Raw genomic sequence first — 19,381 nt, forward strand, 5'->3', positions numbered from 1 at the left:
ATCTCGCTTCTTCGTTGGCGACGCCGGCGAAGAACTAGCGGTACCAGTGGTGGCTGTAGCTCAGTTGGTAGAGTCCAGGATTGTGATTCCTGTCGTCGTGGGTTCGAGTCCCATCAGCCACCCCAAAGAATTCAAGCACTTAGCCCGGTTCATTGAACTGGGCTTTTTGCATTGTGGAGCCCGCGTAGGCACCATGTAGGCATTTGCCGTCAACGTTACTCACCGCCCGCCACAAGGATGCACTGGAAAGTGCTTTCTTGAAGCTCATGCGAGAAAACCAGATGCCTCGGCGCGAAAGCCCAACTGAGAGCCTCGGCAGCTGCCTCAACTACCTCGATAACGACGACGAAAGCAATTCGGCTATCCGTAGCGCAGCGCGCCAAATAGCGACAATTATCGAGCAGTCGCACCACGAAGCCCTGATGGGCGGCAACCGGGTTGAAAAAGCGGCTCAGGCCGCGTACGAGCGCTACCAAGGTGAGCTACCGGCATTTCGATTGCCAGATTGGATTAAGACCGAATAAGCACCTCAAACCAGCTTAAGCCGGTCGCGGCAGGCCCGGATAATGGCCGTAGATTCGGCCTCGTTAGGCTCTTTCATCGTTCATCTCGTACGTTGACCCCAGGTAGGAACTCGCGACGGCACTCCTGCAATTCGCGGAGCGCGTCGCTTAGCGCTCGCCGCTCGGCTTTCCACTCCGCTGAGCGCATGCCGTGCTTCGTTGCATTGCGTGACGCGCTCCGTCGAGCTAGGCAGGGGGCAAAGCGGTTAGGACGCTGATTCCAGGCGGATGACAGCGCGGCTTCCCGTCGCTTCGGCGTAACGGGACAGCGTGCGCAGCGACGGCATCGTGCGTCCGCTTTCCATGCGTGCGACGGTCGATTGGGTCGTCTGCATCTTCTCGGCCACCTGTTCCTGAGTCAGTCCGGCACGCACACGCGCAGCGATGAGTTCACGTGCGACGGCAAACTCCGGGGCCTGCGCTTCGTACTCGGCCTGGGTAGCAGGGTCGGTCAGCAGGCGTCTCTTCAGGGTTGCAAGGTCAGTCATTGTTCAATCCTCCTTCATCCGGGCGTAGGCCGTTTCGATGGCACGGCGCGGGGTCTTCTGCGTCTTCTTCACAAACACGTGCAGCACAACCAGCCGCTGCCCGGTCCTCGTAACGTATATCGCCCGCGCGATGCCATCCCGCCCCGTCATGCGGATTTCCCACAGCTTGCTCTCCAGCGGGCGCACATGGGGCATCCCGACGCGTTGCGGCCCAAACTCCGCCAGCATCTCCGCGATGTGCAGGAAACGGGCGCGCATATCGGAAGGCAGCGCCAGCAATTCAGCTTCGGCCTCGGGTATCAGCTCAACGTGCCACGTCATCAGTTTATCTCTTTTTTGCTATGTTTGCATGTCACGGACTGACCGCCTGCAAGCCCTGTTGGTTCTGCGCGGGCTGAAAGTCGAATGAGTGTAATAACAATGTAAGAAATGAACGACTTTCGGATCGGGTATTTCGCTCTGCGTTGATGGCGCGGGAGCCGCGATTCTTATCGATTTCCTGGAATTTCAAGACACGCTCATTGAGCGAGAACAGATCGTTAGCCGTTCGGTTGGCTAACGAGCCGATGGCGGGTGCAACCAAGGTGGTACGATTCGTCTATTGGACGACGGCGGCCACTGGGCGCCGACGAGCACAACCCGAGTAACGAGCGAGCCACAAACCACCATGGGCAAACACAAGACCCACCCCAAACTCGAGCAAGCCTTGACCCGCGGCGATCTCGCGATCCGGCAAGCGAATTCCGTTCGCGCTACCGCGGTTTTGCAGGCGCTCGGCAAGATGGTCGTCGATGCAAGCGCCACGATCGGTGTCGAAGCGTCCACGTCGATTCCCGACGGCGATCGCATCTACGATCCGGACGGCGGCGTTTGGCCTCAGGCACTGTTGATCTCGTTTGATGGCCCCGTCGAAGAAGCCGATCCGGACGAAATCCGCAAGGTATTCCTGCTGGCCGATACGCCTTCGGTCACGTACCGCGTCGAATGGCAGCGCGCGGACGGTAAGCTCGGCCGGCACGAAGCGCGTCCGTTCGCGATGGTGGCGTTCCTCAGCGACGTCGAAGTTCCCTGGAGCGACGACGAGGAATGACGCAGGGCGCTCGCCGGGCCCCGAACCGCCGCGCGGCGATCCCGGGCGACGGTAGCGCGGCGATCCCTCAACGCCTTAACGCATCAACCGGCGCCTGAATAGCAGCGCGCAGACGAAAAACGGGATGACCGCATAGCAGGCAAGCACGCCCACATGCACGATGACGCCCTCGAGCGGGCGTCCCAGCATCGCCGCGCGAATCAACTCCACGGCGTGAGCCAACGGCAAGACCATGGCGGCGTGACGGACCCCTTCGGGCAACTGCGCAAGCGGAAAGAACACGCCCGAGAGCAGCAGCATCGGGGTGAGCACGAGGGTCTGGTAAAACATGAAGAAGTCGTACGACGGCGCGAGCGCCGTCACGATCATCGCGAGACTCGCGAATGCAAGCCCGGCCAACGCAATGACGGGCAGCGCGAGCAACATCGACGGAAACCGGGCATAGCCCAGCACGCCGGCGACAAGCATAATCGCCGCGCCCGACAATACCGCCTTGCTCGCAGCCCACACGATTTCACCCACAACGATATCGCCCAGCGTGAGCGGCGTATGCATAATCGCTTCCCACGTCCTCTGCACGTGCATGCGCGAGAAACCGGAGTACATCGATTCAAACGTGGCCGACATCATGACGCTCGAGCCCACGGTGCCGGCCGCGAGAAACGCGATGTACGAGACACCGTCGACATGGCCCACCATCAAGCCGAGCCCGAAACCTAAGCCGAACAGATAAATCATGGGATCGGCCAGGTTGCCGATCATCGATGCGGCGGCGAGCTTGCGCCAAACGAGATAGTTGCGCCGCCAGACCGCGGCCCAGTTCGTTGCGTTGGCGGGCAGCGCCAGCCGCCAGCGGTTGGCTTGTTGGGCGTTGACTGCGCGGCGTGCATGAGCCGGCGTGTCGTAGCGAGGGGCATCCATCGTTGGGTTCTCGTCGTCCGTTCTTTCTCGCGTTGCAAGCGGTTGCCGCTGTCGTCTCGCTGTCGTCTCGCTGTCGTCTCGCTGTCGTCTGTCTGGCAGACACCCGGATCAGCGCCGGCCGCCATGCCCGCCGTTTCCAGCGCAGGTCAATCCTGCATCTCTCGCCCAGTCAATCTCAAAAATACATCTTCGAGATTCGCCGGGCGGTGCACATACTTCAACCCTGTCCGTCCCGCCAGACGGGCGTTGACGGGTTCCGGGTCGCGCACATAGCAAAACAGCGTCTCGCCGCTGATCTCGGTGCGCGTGGCAAACGGGGCGAGCTCGTCGCGCAACGTCTTGGGCGCGGAGCCATAGACTTCGATCACGTCGCAGCCGATTTCCTGGGCCACCAATTCGCTCGGCGAGCCTTCGGCAATCTTGCGTCCTTCCTCGATGATGCAAAGCCTGTCGCACAGCCGCTCCGCTTCCTCCATGAAATGGGTGGTCAGCAGGATCGTCTTTCCTCGCGTGAGCAACGAGCGCAGCCGGTCCCAGATCAAATGGCGCGCCTGCGGATCGAGCCCGGTCGTCGGTTCGTCGAGGATCAATACGTCCGGATCGTTGATGAGCCCGCGCGCGAGCGTCAGCCGCCGTCTCATCCCACCGGAAAGCTCGCCGACGCGCGCATCGGCCTTGCTTTCAAGGCGGGCGAATTCGAGCAGCTCGGGCACCATGGCGCGGGTCTTGCTGGCCGATAAGCCGTAGTAGCGGCCGAACACGAGCAAGTTCTCGCGCACACTGAAATCAGGGTCGAGATTGTCGAATTGCGGTACGACGCCAACACGCTGGCGCGCAAAGCGCGCGCCGGACGGAATGGGCTGCCCACATAGTGCGATTGCACCCTCGTCCGGTTCGACGAGACCGAGCAGCATCTTCAAGGTCGTCGTTTTGCCGGCGCCGTTCGGCCCGAGCAGGCCAAAGCATTCCCCGGCGCGGACGTGGAACGACAAACCGTTCACGACGGTTTTATCGCCGTAGTGCTTCACCACTTCACGAAATTCGATGGTGTTGTCGGACATGAGGACGAACGATAGGTAGCGCACAAGCCCGGAGCGGGCAGTGCCCCATTCTATTGCATCGGCGTGAATGGCTTGGGGCAGGCGCAGTGCGGGGCCATCGGTGTGCCACGGGCGTGCCGCAACGCTGCGAGCGGGCGGTGCGGTGGCGCGCGTGCAATTGCGGCGAGCCAGAGCTAGGCGTTTTCCTAGTCTTGCCAGTCAGATTGCGGCGCACCATGATTGAAACGATTAACCGCGATCAGCGCGGGCTGGGAGGCCATGATGGCAAGCTACAAAAAGATCCTACTCTGCTACGACGGAACCCGTGAGGGGCGCAAGGCTTTGCGGTGCGGCGCCAACCTCGCGCTTGACCTCAAAGCGGAAACGCACTTGCTATCGGTTGTCGATATGCGCACGAGTATCGCGCAAAGCGCGGGGCTGCTGACGGATGTGGCATGCGGCCGGTTCGAGGACGCCGCGCGCGAGATCCTTCAAGAGGGCGTCGATTGGCTGACCGAGCGAGGCGTACTCGCTCATGGCCACTTCGCGTTCGGTCATCCGATCGACGAAATCGCCAATCTCGCCGAGCAGTTGAAGGTCGATCTCATTGTCGTCGGCCATCGTGCGCGCAGCGGACTGTCGCGGTGGTGGATGGGAGCGGGTAATACACTGCTTCTCGATCGCGTTTCGTGCAGCATTCTCGTGGCGGTGTCCAAGGCTCACGAACAGGAACCCGCGGAAGAGACTGTGTCAACCACAACCACCGAAGGCAGCACCGGCGCGTGAGCTGGCCGGGAACCGCAGGGGTTCGCCGCCAGCGCATGCATGGATTGCGTGGTGCGTGGGGAGGCAAACCCTCGAAACGACCTCTCAACGCACGAGCGAGGGGTTACGCGTTGAGTTCGACGGCGTCGATCTGCCAGGAAAACCAGCCACGACGATGAAAAATGACGCTGTAGGGCGCGCTGGCCGTGCCGCGCGCGTAGGTGACAGCGAACGTGTTCATGTCTCGATAGCCTGCGCTCGCCTTCGCACGTGACGCGTTCGGTTGTGCGGAAGCTGAAGCCGATAGTGACGGCGCGGGTGCCGCTTGCGATTCCGGCTGCGCGGCTTGCTCCGGTTGCTCGTTTGTCACAGAGGGCGGCGCCTCGCCGGGTTCGCCTCGAGGCGGCATGCCCCTGAGCAGGGCGGCGACGCCATCAGGCGTCGCATACGCATCGACAAGCGGGTTCACGAACGCCATCCCGACAAGCGCGCCAAGCGCCGCGAGCGGATGTTGAAGTTTTTCAGCGTCGACACGTTGACTCAACATCTGCGTCACTTGCTGCTTGAGGCTGACCCGCAGTGCCGGATAGTCGACATAGGGATTGATGGCGTTAGCGTCGCGCGCCTGGGCGGCATCGCGCAATCGGCTCAATACAAGATAGGGCGAAGCGTAAGCAAAGACGGCTAGCGCAACCACGATGAGCGCGATGCCCGCAATAACGGCGGTGGTCAGCGGATGTCGGGCGTGCGTGCGGTGTTCGTTCGTCATGTGATGTAGGCCTTTATCGATGTCCTGTGCTAATCGACAGCGATGACACCAAAACGATCCCTGGCTCTAGTGCCCTGTCCCGCAAGTTCCTTTGATATGAGATCGCCCATTTGGCCGCCAGGCGGCGTCGCTCGTCGCTGCCATAGCGACGGCTATGGCGCCAAAGAACTTGACCGGACAGGGCACTCACCCGAATGAACCTTAACCCCACTGCGCGGCCGGTGCGCCCGCGCGTTCGTCGTCGATGCATCGGTCGATCATTTTGCAAACTGCGTCGATCGTGCCCACGAGAATGACGCGCGAGGGACCGTGATACACGCGCACGGGCGCCCGCCGTGCCGGTTCCGCATGCAATGCGCTGTTGAGCGAGACGCGTGCGAACGCCGGCAACGCCGAGGGCTGCATACCGGCCTGCGATGTGTCGTCGGCTTGCCGCACGGGATGGGCAGCGGCCGTTTCGAGCGGCGGACACTGAATAAGGCCGCGCAGATGCCGCAAGCGGCCGAAAGTGCGAAAAGGCATGAAGCGGGCAAGGCGATCCATGACGTCTCCCTAGCGTGTTCGGAATCAGAATTCGGTCGGACGGATGAGCCCGACCGCAATACCTTCAAGTGCGAAATCGGCGCTGCCGGACTGCACGAAGATGTTTTCGTAATCGGGGTTTTCGGCGATGAGCTCGATCCCGTTCGGGCGCCGCTTCAGGCGTTTGACCGTCACGTCGTCGCCAAGCCGCGCAATGATGATCTGACCGTCGCTCGCCTCGGTGCGCCTTTGCACCGCGAGCAAATCGCCGTCGAGAATGCCGGCATCGCGCATCGACAGGCCGCGCACCTTCAAGAGGTAATCCGGCTTGCTCGAAAACAGCGCCGGGTCGCAGGCGTAGTGCTGCGAGATGTGCTCCTGCGCCAGAATGGGGCTGCCGGCAGCGACGCGCCCCACCAGCGGAAGCGACAACTGCATCAAAGCCGGATGCGGCAGCGATAACTGATGCGGCATGTCTTCCACCGCCAGCAGGCGGATGCCGCGCGATGCGCCGGCTGCCAATTCGATCACGCCTTTGCGCGCAAGCGCGCGCAGATGTTCCTCGGCCGAATTGGCCGACGAGAAGCCCAGCGCCGCAGCGATCTCTGCACGCGTGGGCGGAAAGCCGCTGTGCTCGATCGACTGGCGGATCAAATCGTAAACCTGCTGCTGTCTTGCGGTGAGTTTGGTCATAGCGCCACTGTATGGATAGACAGGTTGCTGTATTTTTATACAGTATTCGAAGAAGATCAAGTCCAATGTTGCGACCCCGCATCCTGGCTGCTTAGCAGAAATCAGCATTAAGAAATGAAGTTATATTCGTTTTGGGAATAAGCGCCGTTGGCTAGACTGGCCCGACCATCAAAAGAGGCGCCAGGTCGCCAACGGGGAAACGAATGAGTCTTTGGAGCCAAGATGCTCAGGCAACGCTTGCCGGAACGGTGACGTCGCGGGCACGAACCTTTTGGCGCGGCGCGCTGGCTGCCGCCGTCGCGACACTGGCCGTCGTGGCCGGCCCGGCGCATGCCGATTCGACGTTGCTGAACGTTTCATACGATCCGACGCGCGAGTTGTACGAGCAGATCAACCAAGCGTTTGCGCCCGTATGGAAGGCGCAGAGCGGCGAAGCCGTGACGATTCGCCAATCGCACGGCGGCTCGGGCGCGCAAGCGCGCTCCGTGCTCGATGGGCTGCAGGCCGACGTCGTGACGCTCGCGCTCGCCTATGACATCGACGCATTGGCGAGCCGGGGCCTCGTCGCGCCCGATTGGCAAAAACGGCTGCCCGACAACGCCTCGCCGTACACGTCGACGATCGTCTTCCTCGTGCGTCACGGTAACCCCAAGCACATCAAGGACTGGGACGACCTGGCGAAGCCCGGCGTCTCGATCGTCACGCCGAATCCGAAGACTTCGGGCGGCGCGCGTTGGAATTACTTGGCGGCATGGGCCTATGCGCGCCACCGTCCCGGCGGCAGCGACGAAAGCGCGAAAGCGTTCGTCGCGCAGCTTTACCGCAATGCCGGCGTGCTCGATTCGGGCTCGCGCGGCGCGACGACGAGCTTCGTTCAGCGCGGTCTCGGCGACGTCCTCATCGCATGGGAAAACGAGGCGTTTCTCGCGCAGAAGGAATTCGGCACGGACAAGTTCGAGATCGTCGTGCCGTCGGCGAGCATCCTGGCGGAGCCGCCTGTGGCCGTCGTCGACAAAGTGGCGGACAAGCGTGGCACGCGCAAGCTCGCCGAAGCGTATTTGCGCTTCCTGTACACCGAGCAAGGGCAGGAGATCGCCGCGCGCAACTTCTATCGTCCGCGCTCGCCGCAGGTGCCGGCGGCCCTGACGGCCAAGTTTCCGAAGCTGAAGCTGTACACGGTGGACGAAGAATTCGGCGGCTGGCAAAAGGCGCAGAAGACGCATTTCGCCGACGGCGGTGTATTCGATTCGATCTATCAGCCGAAGTAGACCCGAGTGCCGGGGCCGGCGAGCCCCACGCCCGCCGCGACATGACGGGCGATACATGGCAGCACACAGCAGCATATAGCAGCGGCGCGACGACGCCGCGCGGTACAACGACCAGCGGGTGCCACGGCGCCCGCCGGCAACGGCCGCCATCGGCCGGCCCTGTCAAAGTAAGAGCGATAAGCATGACGACCTTCGGTTTCCGCAAGGCGAGCGCATTGCCCGGATTCGGGGTGACGCTCGGCGTCACGGTGGCTTACCTGAGCCTCGTGGTTTTGATCCCGCTCGCCTCGACGTTTCTCAAGACGGCGACCCTCGACGGCGCGCGCTTCGTCGCGGCCGTCACGGCGCCGCGCGTACTGGCGGCGTATCGGCTCACGTTCGGCGCTGCCGCGCTGGCCGCCCTCATCAACCTTGTATTCGGGATGCTCGTCGCCTGGGTCCTGGTCCGATATACGTTCCCGGGCAGGCGGATCGTCGATGCGATCGTCGATTTGCCGTTTGCGTTGCCGACTTCGGTTGCCGGCATCTCCCTCGCAGCCGTCTATGCCGAAAACGGCTGGATCGGCCACTGGCTCGCGCCGCTCGGCGTGAAGGTGGCCTTCGGGCCGCTCGGGGTGCTCGTCGCGCTCACGTTCATCGGTTTGCCCTTCGTCGTGCGTACGGTGCAGCCGATTCTCGAAGACTTCGAGCGCGAGCAGGAAGAAGCCGCAGCCTGTCTCGGCGCGACGCACGCCCAGACGTTCGCCCGGGTGGTGCTGCCCGCGCTCGCGCCGGCTCTGGCCACGGGCTTCGCGCTTGCGTTTGCCCGCGCGCTGGGAGAGTACGGTTCGGTCATCTTCATCGCCGGCAATATTCCGATGAAATCCGAAGTGATTTCCCTGCTCGTCGTGACCAAGCTCGAGCAATACGACTACGCGGGGGCGACGGCGCTGGCCGTCGTGATGCTGGTCGCCTCGTTTTTCATGCTGTTCGTCATCAACGCGCTGCAGTGGCGCTGGCAGCGGCGCGTCAGCGCGAAGTATGCGAAGCGCACCGAGCGTTCGGCGAATAAAGGACGCTCGGTTGCCGCCGAAGGTTCGGATGTCCGCGCGGGCAACCCGGGAGCATTGCGATGAGCCGTACCGCCACTATCGAAAGCGCGGCTCGTCCCGCCCAAACGGACACGGTTCGCCAACGCGGGCAATCGCGGGCGGTCCGCTGGACGTTGACCGCCGTCGCACTCGCATTTCTCGTGCTCTTTCTCGTCGTGCCGCTCGTCGCCGTGTTCGATGAGGCGCTCAGCAAGGGCGTGGGCTTTTATCTCGCCTCGCTCGCCGATCCCGACGCACGCGCCGCGATCGTCCTGACGCTGACGGTCGCCATCATCGCCGTACCGTCGAACGTCGTCTTCGGGCTCGCCGCTTCGTGGGCCATCGCGAAGTTCGAATTCAAGGGCAAGGCGCTGCTGACGACATTGATCGACTTGCCGTTCTCGGTGTCTCCGGTTATCTCGGGGCTCGTCTATGTCCTGCTGTTCGGGGCGCAGGGCTGGTTCGGCCCATGGCTCGCCGCCCACGACGTGCAGATCATTTTTGCCGTACCGGGCATCGTGCTCGCCACCGTCTTCGTCACCTTCCCGTTCGTGGCCCGCGAGCTGATCCCGTTGATGCAGGCGCAGGGCACCGAGGAGGAAGAGGCCGCGCGCGTGCTTGGCGCCTCCGCGTGGCAGATGTGGCGGCGCGTCACGCTGCCCAATGTCAAATGGGGCTTGCTGTATGGGGTTATCCTCTGCAATGCGCGGGCGATGGGCGAGTTCGGCGCGGTCTCCGTTGTCTCCGGGCACATTCGCGGACAGACCGACACGATGCCGCTGGCCGTCGAAATTCTCTACAACGACTACAACTTCGCGGCCGCGTTTGCGCTCGCGTCGGTCCTGGCGCTGATCGCGCTCGTGACGCTCGGCCTGAAGCTGCTGGCCGAACGCCGTCTGGCGGCCGACCAGCTCGCACGTGGCTGACTCTTCGACGAGGAGCGTTTTTGATGAGCATCATCGTTCGCAATTTGACCAAGCATTTCGGCGATTTCGCCGCGCTCGACTCCGTCTCGCTCGAGTTCGCCCCGGGCGAGCTCGTCGCGTTGATCGGGCCGTCCGGTTGCGGTAAAACCACGCTGCTGCGCGTGATCGCCGGATTGGAAACGCCGGATGCGGGCGAAGTCATCCTGGGCGGGCGCGACGTCGGCGCGCTCGATGCGCGCGAGCGCCAGATCGGCTTCGTCTTTCAGCATTACGCGCTGTTTCGCCATATGACGGTATTCGAGAACGTCGCATTCGGCTTGCGCGTGAAGCCGCGCCGCGAGCGGCCATCGGAAGCCGTGATCCGCGAGCGCGTCCAGGAACTGCTCGCGCTCGTGCAGCTCGCGCCGCTTGCCGATCGCTACCCGTCGGCGCTTTCGGGCGGACAGCGGCAACGCATCGCGCTGGCCCGGGCGCTGGCCGTGGAACCCAGCGTGCTGCTGCTGGACGAGCCGTTCGGCGCGCTCGACGCCAAGGTGCGCAAGGAGTTGCGCGTCTGGCTGCGCCGGCTGCATGATGATCTCAACATTTCGACCATTTTCGTGACGCACGATCAGGAGGAGGCGCTCGATGTCGCCGATCGTATCGTCGTCATGAATCATGGGCGAGTCGAGCAGACGGGAAGCCCGCAAAGCGTCTACGACGATCCGCGCACGCCGTTCGTGTATGCGTTTTTGGGCTCGACCAACCGGTTCGCCGGGCACCTGGGGCCGCACGGATTTATCGCCGACGGCGCGAGCGAGCCGTTTGCCGCCGAGGGTGCGAATGTCGAGCCGGGGCTGGCACAGGCCGAGCCCGCTCACGCGTTCGTGCGGCCGCACGACCTGGAAATCCATCCGCATCGCGTGATGCGCGCGGACGGCATCGACGCCCAGGTGCGTCGTGTGATCGTGCGCGGCGCCGCGGTGCGCGTGGAACTGGCCGGCGAGGCCGGGCCGCTCGAAGCGGAACTCGAGCGCGATGCATGGCATGGACTGGGCCTGCGCGAAGGCGACGCCGTCACCGTCGTGCCGAAGTCCTGGAGAGCGTTTGCATCGCCGCAGTGAGATAACGATGCGCGGCGCCGGGCTGCGTTGGCACCGCGCGAGGGGCGGATGCGGGAGCGTGGCCCGCGCCGCTTCACATGAATCGACTATAAACCCGCCCTTTGTCGAAGAGAGGCACCCATGAACTTCCAGCAACTGCGCTTCATGCGCGAGGCCGTGCGCCGCAACCTGAACTTGACCGAGGTGGCCAATGCGCTCTACACCTCGCAGTCGGGCGTGTCCAAGCAGATCAAGGATCTCGAGGACGAACTCGGCATCGACATCTTCGTTCGTCGCGGCAAACGGCTCACCGGGCTGACCGAGCCCGGCAAGGCCGTGCATCAGTTGATCGAGCGGATGCTGCTTGATGCGGAGAACATGCGCCGCGTCGCCCGGCAATTTGCCGACGAGGATACGGGCCATCTCGTCGTCGCAACGACGCACACGCAGGCGCGTTACGCGCTGCCGAAAGTCGTGCGCGAATTCACGCGCGCCTATCCGAAGGTGCAGCTCGCCTTGCGCCAGGGCAATCCGCAGCAAATCGCGCAAATGCTGCTCGAGGGCGAGGCTGATATCGCCATCTCCACCGAGGCCCTGGACCGCTTTTCCGAGATCGTCACGTTTCCTTGCTATTCGTGGCACCACGTGGTGGTCGTGCCGAAGCAACATCCGCTCGCGGGCCGTGCGAACGTCACGCTGGAGGACGTCGCCGAGTACCCGATCGTGACCTATGACCGCGATTTCACGGGCCGCTCGCACATCGACGCGTCGTTCGCGAAGATCGGGGCGCTGCCGGACGTCGTGCTGACCGCGATCGATGCCGACGTCATCAAGACTTACGTCGAACTCGGGATGGGCGTGGGCATCGTCGCCGCCATGGCTTACGACCCGAAACGCGATACGGAGCTCGTCGCCCTGGATACGCAGCATCTGTTCGAAGGCAGCACGACGCGCGTGGGTTTGCGCAAGGGGGCGTTCATGCGCGCCTACGCTTACCGGTTCATCGAGATGTTTGCTCCGCAACTGTCCGAGGCGGGCATGGCGGGACAACTGCGCGAAGCCGCATAGCGGCATAGCGGCATAGCGGCATAGCGGGCGGTACGGCGCGGGGAGGGGAAACGGCGGTTCGTAGGGGAAACAGGGCATTCGCCGCTCGTAAGCGACGCGGTTAAAATGGCGCCCATGACTACGACCCAATCCTCTTCTTCTCCCGCGGCGCTGCCGCGAATCGCCGTGCTCGCAACCGGCGGTACGATCGCAGGCTCGGCTGCGGATGCCGCGCAAACCTCGGGCTATCAGGCCGGCGTCGTCGGCGTCGATCGATTGCTGGCCGCTGTACCGGCATTGTCGAATGTGGCCCATATCGAAGCCGAGCAAGTGGCGAGCATTGACAGCAAGGATCTCGATGTCGCGCTCTGGACGAAGCTGGCCGAGCGCATCGCCGCATTGGCCGCGCGCGACGACATCGACGGTATCGTCGTCACGCATGGCACGGATACGCTCGAGGAAACGGCCTATGCGCTGCACTTGACCGTCAAGACCGCCAAGCCCGTCGTGCTGACAGCGGCGATGCGCCCATCGTCGGCCCTATCGGCCGATGGCCCGTTGAATCTGCTTGGGGCGGTCACCGTCGCCGGCTCGCCGGCCGCGCGAGGGCAGGGCCTGCTCGTCGCGTTCAACAATCGAATCCATAGTGCGCGCGACGTCGTGAAGACAAGTACTTACGCCGTCGACGCATTTCATTCCCCCGAAATCGGTGCGCTCGGCTGGGTGCAGGACGGCCGAGTCGAGTTTCAGCGCACGGTCGTCCGGCCGCATACGAGCGCAACGCCGTTCGTAGCGGGTGCGGGTTGGCCTCAGGTCGAGGTCGTCGCGAGCTACGCGGGCGCATCGCGCACCGCCGTCGATGCGCTTGTCGCCGCCGGGGTGAGCGGCATCGTCGTCGCGGGCACGGGGAACGGCTCGATCCATGCGTCCGTACAGGCGGCGCTCGCCGATGCGCGCTCGCGCGGTGTGGCCGTCGTGCGCGCGTCGCGTGTCGGCTCCGGGCATGTCATGCGCAACGGGGCGGCACCGGACGACGCGCTCGGCTTCGTCAGCGCCGGCTCGCTCAATCCCTACAAGGCGCGTGTGCTGTTGATGCTGGCGCTGGCCGCCGGCGAGCATGAGCCGGCCGCCTTGCAGCGGATCTTCGACGCGTATTGACGTGATGGGTTGACGTGACGGCGGCAAGCGCGGATCGGGCTGGCCCGCAAGCGCCGATATAAACGAGCAAGAAAGAAAAAGACACGAAGCGCGAGGCAATGCATGCCTCGCTGCGATACGAGCACGCGTACGTGTCAATCCGACAGGCGGACACCCGACGACGACGTCTGACCGACCAAGGCTTCCCCGGCGTCGCCGGGTGCCGCTGCGGACCCCACTGCCGCTCTCAGCCCGAAAGCGGCTTTTTGCCTGCCAAGCGCGTGCTCGGTGTCGACCCTGTTCGCGCCATGCCTCGCGTGACGCGATGCACAGGTTCCCTCGGTCTTGCCTTGCACGTGCCGGCGAGGCGCCCCTCGTGCCGGCCGTTCGGTATGCGTTCCGTTTGCATTCCCATCGCACGGCCGAATTCTGCTGGACGGCTCGATCTCAACGATCGTCGCCGAGCCGGGTGCCAGGCCGACGCTGATGCGCCGCCGACTGCGACTCCCCGGCTGTCATGACCACCCTACCGCTACTTCGCGACGGCCTTGGCGGCTTCGGCCGGTGCGTTGGCCGGCGCGTTGGCGATCTCGAATCCCGACATGATTTCGAGTGCGCGGATCAGCGCCGAATGATCCCAGCTGCCGCCGTCGTGCGCGGCGCAGACGCTGAAGAGCTGCTGTGCGCTGGCGGTGTGCGGCAGCGCGATGCCGAGCTTGCGCGCACCGTCGAGGGCAAGGTTCAAGTCCTTGCGATGCAGATCGATGCGGAAGCCGGGGGCGAACGTACGGGTGGTCATGCGCTTGCCGTGCACTTCGAGAATGCGCGACGAGGCGAAGCCGCCCATCAGCGCCTGGCGGACGCGTTCCGGGTCCGCGCCCGAGCGCGCGGCGAACAGCAACGCTTCGCCGACGGCCTCGATGTTGAGCGCGACGATGATCTGATTGGCCACCTTGCAGGTCTGTCCCGCGCCGTTGTCGCCCACCAGCGTAATGTTCTTGCCCATCAGATCGAACAAGGACCTGGCTCGCTCGAACGCCTTTTCGGGGCCGCCGACCATGATCGACAGTGTCGCTTCGCGCGCGCCGACTTCGCCGCCCGAGACAGGGGCATCGAGGTAGTCGCAGCCCAGCGCGTTGATGCGCTTGGCGAAGTCCTGCGTATCGAGCGGGGAGATCGAGCTCATGTCGATCACGAGCTTGCCGGCCGAGAGGCCGTTGGCCACGCCGTCGTCGGCGAACAGCACGTTGGCGACGTCGGGTGTATCCGGCACCATGGAAATCACGATATCGGAGGCACGTGCGACGGCCGTCGAATCGGCCACCACGAGCGTGCGTTCGCGCAGGTCGTCCGGTACCGGATAGGCGCCGTTGACGACGAGCTCATAGCCGCCCTTCAGAAGGTTGCGCGCCATGTGCGCGCCCATGATGCCGAGGCCGATGAAACCGATCTTTGCCATGTCGATGTAGTCCGTTCAGTGTGTCGTCTTAAGTCTTGGGGGATGAGCGCAGCGCGCTTGGCTTAGCGCCATTTCACCGCCACGCGTTAGCGTGCGTTGCGCGCGCCGGCGATTTCGCGAACCCACGAAAGCCCTTCGAGCGTCGTCGTGCGCGGCTTGTATTCGCAGCCGATATAGCCGTTGTAGCCGAGCCGGTCGAGCCAATCGAACAGGAACGCGTAGTTGATTTCGCCGGTGCCCGGTTCATGGCGGCCGGGGTTATCGGCGAGCTGAATGTGGGCGATACGCGGCAACAGCTTTTGCAGCGTGGCGGCCAGCTCGCCCTCCATCCGCTGCATGTGATAGATGTCGTACTGCAAGTAAAGGTTCTCCGAGTCCGCATCACGAATGACTTCGAGCGCCTCGCTCGTTCGATTGAGCGCAAAGCCCGGGATGTCGTACGCGTTGCAGGGCTCGACGAGCAGCTTGATGCCTTCTTTTTGAAGCGCGGCGGCCGCGAAGCGCAGGTTCTCGACGATCGTCGAACGGGCGCGTTCCGGCGTAACGTCGGCGGTCGGGATACCCACCAGGCAGTTCAACTGCGGGACGCGCAACGCCTTCGCATAGTCGATCGCGCGGCCGACGCCGTCGCGGAACTCGGCAATGCGATCGGGCAAGCACGCGATGCCGCGCTCGCCGGCTTCCCAATTGCCGGCAGGCAGGTTGTGCAGCACGAGACGCAGCTTGTTCGTCTCGAGCCGGTCAGCGAGTTCCGCGGCCGGGAATGGATAAGGGAACAGGAATTCGACTGCGGTAAATCCTGCGCGTGCCGCCGCCTCGAAACGCTCGAGGAACGGCACTTCGGTGAACAGCATCGTCAGATTGGCGGCAAGTTTCGGCATGTTGCGGTCACGCTTCGGTCGGTCAAGATGCCGACGAGCAGGGCCTGAGCGGCGCTCGTCGGGGCGTTCGATAGGGTGTGTCAGCAGCACGGTTCACGTGGCTCGCAGTCGTGCGTCTCAGTCGAGCAGCGAGATGGCCGTCGGTGCGTCGTTGCGCGAATCGGCCAACGGCTCGAACTCGTTGATGGCGTTGATATCGTTGCCCATCGCGATGTTCGTTACGCGCTCGAGAATCACCTCGACAACCACCGGCACACTGAACTCGGCGGCCAGCGCCTGAGCCTTTTGCAGCGCCGGGGCGATATCGCCCGGTTCGAACACGCGCAGCGCCTTGCAGCCGAGCCCTTCGGCCACCGCAACATGGTCGACGCCATAGCCGTTCAGCTCGGTTGCATTGACGTTATCGAACGCGAGCTGCACGCAGTAGTCCATCTCGAATGCGCGCTGCGCCTGGCGAATCAACCCCAGATACGCGTTGTTCACCAACACATGCACATACGGCAGCTTGAACTGCGCACCGACGGCCAGCTCTTCGATCATGAACTGGAAGTCGTAGTCGCCGGACAGGGCAACGATCGGACGGGTCGGATCCGCAGCGCGCACGCCGAGCGCGGCCGGAATGGTCCAGCCGAGCGGGCCCGCTTGACCGCAGTTGATCCAGTTTCGGGCCTTGTACACGTGCAGGAACTGGGCGGCGGCGATCTGCGACAGCCCGATCGTGCTGACGTAGCAGGTATCGCGGCCGAACACCTTGTTCATCTCTTCATAAACACGCTGCGGCTTGATCGGCACTTCCTCGAAGTGCGTCTTGCGTTGCATCGTGCGCTTGCGGGTCTGGCAGGCCTCGATCCAGGCCGAGCGATCCTTGAACTTGCCGGCGGTCTTCCATACGCGCGCCACTTCAACGAACAGCTCCAGCGCGGCCTTCGCATCGGACACGATGCCGAGATCCGGGCCGAACACGCGGCCGATTTGCGTCGGTTCGATGTCCACGTGCACGAACTTGCGGCCCTTCGTATAAACCTCGACGCTCCCCGTGTGGCGGTTGGCCCAGCGGTTGCCGATGCCGAGGACGAAGTCCGATTCGAGCATCGTCGCATTGCCGTAGCGGTGCGACGTCTGCAGGCCGACCATGCCGGCCATCAGCGGATGATCGTCGGGGATCGCCCCCCACGACATCAGCGTCGGGATGACCGGCACGCCGAGTATTTCGGCGAATTCGACGAGCAGCGCCTCGGCCCCGGCGTTGAGTACGCCGCCGCCCGACACGATGAGCGGACGCTCGGAAGCGGCCAGCAGTTCGAGTGCGGCTTCGATCTGCTTGCGCGTCGCCTTCGGCTTGTAGACCGGCAGCGGCTCGTACGTATCGATATCGAACTCGATTTCGCCCACTTGCACGTCGATCGGCAGATCGACGAGGACGGGCCCGGGGCGGCCCGAGCGCATCAGATGGAAGGCCTGCTGGAACACGCGCGGCACGAGCGCCGGCTCGCGCACCGTGACCGCCCATTTCGTCACCGGCTTGGCGATCGATTCGATGTCGACGGCTTGGAAGTCTTCCTTATAGAGCCGCGCGCGGGGTGCTTGTCCTGTGATAGCGAGAATAGGAATCGAGTCAGCTTGCGCCGAGTAGAGTCCTGTAATCATGTCGGTACCGGCGGGGCCCGAGGTGCCGATGCACACGCCGATGTTGCCTGATGCGGCACGCGTGTAGCCCTCCGCCATGTGCGCGGCGCCTTCGACGTGACGGGCCAGCACGTGGGTGATGCCGCCCGCGCGGCGCAGTGCCGAGTAAAACGGATTGATGGCGGCGCCGGGCACCCCGAACGCCGTATCGATGCCTTCCTTTTCCAGCACGAGCACGGCTGCGTCGACGGCTCTCATTTTCGGCATGGGTGTCTCCTTGTCCTGTTCGTCCAATGCGCAAACTGCGGGTTAGGTGCACTGTAGAACTACGGAAAAGGTTTGATAAGATCGCTCACGGTTCCGTATTTCAGTACAAAAAGTATCGAATGAGCGCAAAGCCCGTGAGCTGGGACGGGCGAGGGCGCGCGGACGCAATTGAACGTTGCCGGCTTGGCGTCGAACCGCGCGCAGCGGCTTCGGCGACACCTGCAGTGGAAGGACTCGAAGATGGATCGCTTCAAGCAAATCGAAACATTCGTGCGGGTGGCGGAAGCCGGCAGTTTGGCTCAGGCGGCGTTGGAGGAGGGGGTGTCTCCCGTTATCCTCGGGCGGCGGATCGATGCGCTCGAGAAGCGTCTCGGGGTGAAGCTCATGTACCGTTCGACGCGGCGGCTCGTCGTCAGCGAGGCCGGCGCGGCATTCCTCGAACGCTGCAAAGGGCTGCTTGCCGATTGGGATCAGGCGGAAGACGAGCTGACCGCCGGGCGGCGCGCGATCAGCGGACATTTGATTGTCTCCGCACCGGCGGCCTTCGGCCGCAAGCATGTTGCGCCGCTCGCACCCGCGTTCCTGTCGGACAAACCCGGCCTGCAGATGTCGTTCAATCTGACCGACCGCGTGGTGGACCTTGTGCGCGAGGGGTACGACTTGTCGATCCGGATCGGCGGGGCGGTGGATCCGAACTTCGTCGCCGTGAAGCTGGCGACGAACCGGCGCGTCGTCTGTGGGACGCCCGCCTATTTCGCGCGCCACGGCCGGCCCAGCGCCCTGGAAGATCTGCTGGCACACAATTGTCTTGCGTTCAATCTGCAAGGCGGGCAGAACCGCGGCTGGTACTTCCAGCGCGGCGGTAAGCGCGTGACGATGCGGGTGACCGGCTCGCTGGACTGCAACGACGGCGAGCTATTGCATCGCTGGGCCTCGGAGGGGTTGGGGCTGGGTTGGCGCTCGACCTGGGAAATCGCCGATCAACTTGCGCGGGGCGAATTGGAGACGGTGCTCGACGAGTTCGCGTTGCCCGAGTACGACATCCTGGCCGTTTACCCGCAGCAGCGCTATGTGCCGGCAAAGGTGCGGTACTTCATCGACTACCTGAAAGAGGTCTACACCCGGCCCGGGTATTGGGGCGGTATGCAAGCCGAAGGCGTCTGACGGGGCGTGCACCCACAAGGCGCACAGAGGCACGCAGAGGCACGCAGAGGCACGCAGCGAGCAAACGAACCCGCCGAACGCGCAAAAGGAACGCTGAAGGCGCAAAAGGAACACTGAAGGCGCAAAAGGAACGCTGAAGGCGCAAAAGGAACGCTGAAATTGCACCCCGGCGCCCCTTGGGTTATACTCTCCGGCTTCTCACTTGCCACACCGGTTGGCCCGATCTTGGAATCGGCCATCGACGCCCGGGTGGCTTTTACCCACAAGGAGTGTGTATGCGTCATTACGAAATCGTCTTCGTCGTACACCCCGATCAAAGCGAGCAGGTGCCCGCGATGATCGAACGGTACAAATCCACGATTACCGCACGCGGCGGCAATATCCACAGCATCGAAGACTGGGGCCGTCGCCAACTGGCCTACATGATCGAGAAACTCGCGAAGGCTCACTACGTCTGCATGAACATCGAATGCGACCAAGCTACGCTCGAAGAGCTCGAGCACGCATTCAAGTTCAACGACGCCGTGCTGCGTCACCTGATCGTCAAGATGAAGAAGGCCGAAACCGGCCCGTCGCCGATGATGAAGGAAGTGCAGCGCGAAG

At 63.6% G+C, this 19,381-nt stretch carries 21 protein-coding genes and 1 tRNA gene; 12 read left to right on the forward strand and 10 right to left on the reverse strand.

Annotation, left to right across the window (positions count from 1 at the left end; genetic code table 11):
• Positions 1 to 49 precede the first annotated feature (49 nt).
• Positions 50 to 125 (forward strand) — tRNA-His (locus ACTHL0_RS24240).
• A 132-nt stretch (positions 126 to 257) separates the two neighbouring features.
• Positions 258 to 524: a hypothetical protein gene (locus tag ACTHL0_RS24245; protein WP_440569599.1), complete on the forward strand. Its 267-nt coding sequence runs from the start codon at positions 258 to 260 to the stop codon at positions 522 to 524.
• A gap of 245 nt (positions 525 to 769) precedes the next feature.
• Here ACTHL0_RS24245 and ACTHL0_RS24250 read toward each other — a convergent pair whose 3' ends face one another.
• Together ACTHL0_RS24250 and ACTHL0_RS24255 are read right to left on the reverse strand one after the other, a co-directional pair.
• Complete coding sequence (locus ACTHL0_RS24250) at positions 770 to 1,051, reverse strand: helix-turn-helix domain-containing protein (protein WP_440569600.1); 282 nt, start codon at positions 1,049 to 1,051, stop codon at positions 770 to 772.
• A 3-nt stretch (positions 1,052 to 1,054) separates the two neighbouring features.
• On the reverse strand, positions 1,055 to 1,372 hold the full coding sequence (locus ACTHL0_RS24255) for a type II toxin-antitoxin system RelE/ParE family toxin (protein ID WP_440569601.1): 318 nt from the start codon (positions 1,370 to 1,372) through the stop codon (positions 1,055 to 1,057).
• Between the two features lie 346 nt (positions 1,373 to 1,718).
• Between ACTHL0_RS24255 and ACTHL0_RS24260 the strand changes: the two genes are divergently transcribed.
• Entirely contained in the window at positions 1,719 to 2,141 is a 423-nt protein-coding gene (locus ACTHL0_RS24260) for a hypothetical protein (RefSeq protein ID WP_440569602.1), read from the forward strand.
• Positions 2,142 to 2,216: 75 nt separating this feature from the next.
• On the opposite strand, the gene ACTHL0_RS24265 is transcribed toward ACTHL0_RS24260, so the two are convergent.
• Positions 2,217 to 3,062: an ABC transporter permease gene (locus tag ACTHL0_RS24265; RefSeq protein WP_440569603.1), complete on the reverse strand. Its 846-nt coding sequence runs from the start codon at positions 3,060 to 3,062 to the stop codon at positions 2,217 to 2,219.
• 146 nt (positions 3,063 to 3,208) lie between these two features.
• Positions 3,209 to 4,123: a nodulation factor ABC transporter ATP-binding protein NodI gene (gene nodI, locus ACTHL0_RS24270; RefSeq protein ID WP_440569604.1), complete on the reverse strand. Its 915-nt coding sequence runs from the start codon at positions 4,121 to 4,123 to the stop codon at positions 3,209 to 3,211.
• Positions 4,124 to 4,384: 261 nt separating this feature from the next.
• On the opposite strand from nodI, the gene ACTHL0_RS24275 reads away from it, so the two are divergent.
• Positions 4,385 to 4,888, forward strand: coding sequence for a universal stress protein (locus tag ACTHL0_RS24275; protein WP_440569621.1), 504 nt, complete (start codon positions 4,385 to 4,387; stop codon positions 4,886 to 4,888).
• Between the two features lie 103 nt (positions 4,889 to 4,991).
• Here the strand turns inward: ACTHL0_RS24275 and ACTHL0_RS24280 are convergent, their stop codons facing one another.
• From ACTHL0_RS24280 to lexA, 3 genes are all read right to left on the reverse strand, one after another.
• The gene (locus ACTHL0_RS24280) at positions 4,992 to 5,636 is read right to left on the reverse strand and encodes a DUF2939 domain-containing protein (RefSeq protein WP_440569605.1); all 645 of its coding nucleotides are present in this window, start codon (positions 5,634 to 5,636) and stop codon (positions 4,992 to 4,994) included.
• A 201-nt stretch (positions 5,637 to 5,837) separates the two neighbouring features.
• Entirely contained in the window at positions 5,838 to 6,179 is a 342-nt protein-coding gene (locus tag ACTHL0_RS24285; protein WP_440569606.1) for a hypothetical protein, read from the reverse strand.
• Between the two features lie 24 nt (positions 6,180 to 6,203).
• Complete coding sequence (gene lexA / locus ACTHL0_RS24290; RefSeq protein ID WP_440569607.1) at positions 6,204 to 6,851, reverse strand: transcriptional repressor LexA; 648 nt, start codon at positions 6,849 to 6,851, stop codon at positions 6,204 to 6,206.
• A 203-nt stretch (positions 6,852 to 7,054) separates the two neighbouring features.
• On the opposite strand from lexA, the gene ACTHL0_RS24295 reads away from it, so the two are divergent.
• The 6 genes from ACTHL0_RS24295 to ACTHL0_RS24320 all read left to right on the forward strand — a co-directional run bounded on the left by ACTHL0_RS24295 (position 7,055) and on the right by ACTHL0_RS24320 (position 13,402).
• Entirely contained in the window at positions 7,055 to 8,119 is a 1,065-nt protein-coding gene (locus ACTHL0_RS24295) for a sulfate ABC transporter substrate-binding protein (RefSeq protein ID WP_440569608.1), read from the forward strand.
• A 182-nt stretch (positions 8,120 to 8,301) separates the two neighbouring features.
• The gene (cysT, locus tag ACTHL0_RS24300) at positions 8,302 to 9,234 is read left to right on the forward strand and encodes a sulfate ABC transporter permease subunit CysT (RefSeq protein WP_440569609.1); all 933 of its coding nucleotides are present in this window, start codon (positions 8,302 to 8,304) and stop codon (positions 9,232 to 9,234) included.
• Positions 9,231 to 10,115, forward strand: coding sequence for a sulfate ABC transporter permease subunit CysW (cysW, locus tag ACTHL0_RS24305; RefSeq protein ID WP_440569610.1), 885 nt, complete (start codon positions 9,231 to 9,233; stop codon positions 10,113 to 10,115). The genes cysT and cysW overlap by 4 nt, the downstream gene beginning before the upstream one ends.
• Before the next feature lie 23 nt (positions 10,116 to 10,138).
• Entirely contained in the window at positions 10,139 to 11,218 is a 1,080-nt protein-coding gene (locus ACTHL0_RS24310) for a sulfate/molybdate ABC transporter ATP-binding protein (protein WP_440569611.1), read from the forward strand.
• 120 nt (positions 11,219 to 11,338) lie between these two features.
• Positions 11,339 to 12,265: a CysB family HTH-type transcriptional regulator gene (locus tag ACTHL0_RS24315; protein WP_440569612.1), complete on the forward strand. Its 927-nt coding sequence runs from the start codon at positions 11,339 to 11,341 to the stop codon at positions 12,263 to 12,265.
• A 114-nt stretch (positions 12,266 to 12,379) separates the two neighbouring features.
• Positions 12,380 to 13,402: an asparaginase gene (locus ACTHL0_RS24320; RefSeq protein WP_440569613.1), complete on the forward strand. Its 1,023-nt coding sequence runs from the start codon at positions 12,380 to 12,382 to the stop codon at positions 13,400 to 13,402.
• Between the two features lie 511 nt (positions 13,403 to 13,913).
• Here the strand turns inward: ACTHL0_RS24320 and ACTHL0_RS24325 are convergent.
• The 3 genes from ACTHL0_RS24325 to gcl all read right to left on the reverse strand — a co-directional run bounded on the left by ACTHL0_RS24325 (position 13,914) and on the right by gcl (position 17,614).
• Positions 13,914 to 14,840, reverse strand: a complete 927-nt coding sequence (locus ACTHL0_RS24325; protein WP_440569615.1) for a 2-hydroxy-3-oxopropionate reductase — start codon at positions 14,838 to 14,840, stop codon at positions 13,914 to 13,916.
• 86 nt (positions 14,841 to 14,926) lie between these two features.
• Positions 14,927 to 15,721 (reverse strand): hydroxypyruvate isomerase, encoded by a 795-nt coding sequence (gene hyi / locus ACTHL0_RS24330; RefSeq protein ID WP_440569616.1) that lies wholly within the window; start codon positions 15,719 to 15,721, stop codon positions 14,927 to 14,929.
• A 117-nt stretch (positions 15,722 to 15,838) separates the two neighbouring features.
• Positions 15,839 to 17,614: a glyoxylate carboligase gene (gene gcl / locus ACTHL0_RS24335; protein WP_440569617.1), complete on the reverse strand. Its 1,776-nt coding sequence runs from the start codon at positions 17,612 to 17,614 to the stop codon at positions 15,839 to 15,841.
• 240 nt (positions 17,615 to 17,854) lie between these two features.
• Here gcl and ACTHL0_RS24340 point away from each other — a divergent pair, with 240 nt between their 5' ends.
• Together ACTHL0_RS24340 and rpsF are read left to right on the forward strand one after the other, a co-directional pair.
• Positions 17,855 to 18,778 (forward strand): LysR family transcriptional regulator, encoded by a 924-nt coding sequence (locus ACTHL0_RS24340; RefSeq protein ID WP_440569619.1) that lies wholly within the window; start codon positions 17,855 to 17,857, stop codon positions 18,776 to 18,778.
• A gap of 275 nt (positions 18,779 to 19,053) precedes the next feature.
• Positions 19,054 to 19,381: 30S ribosomal protein S6 (gene rpsF, locus ACTHL0_RS24345; RefSeq protein ID WP_440569620.1), on the forward strand; the 328-nt coding region annotated here is incomplete at its 3' end.

Origin of the sequence: Trinickia sp. (assembly GCF_051961175.1) — a bacterium.
Taxonomy (GTDB): domain Bacteria; phylum Pseudomonadota; class Gammaproteobacteria; order Burkholderiales; family Burkholderiaceae; genus Trinickia.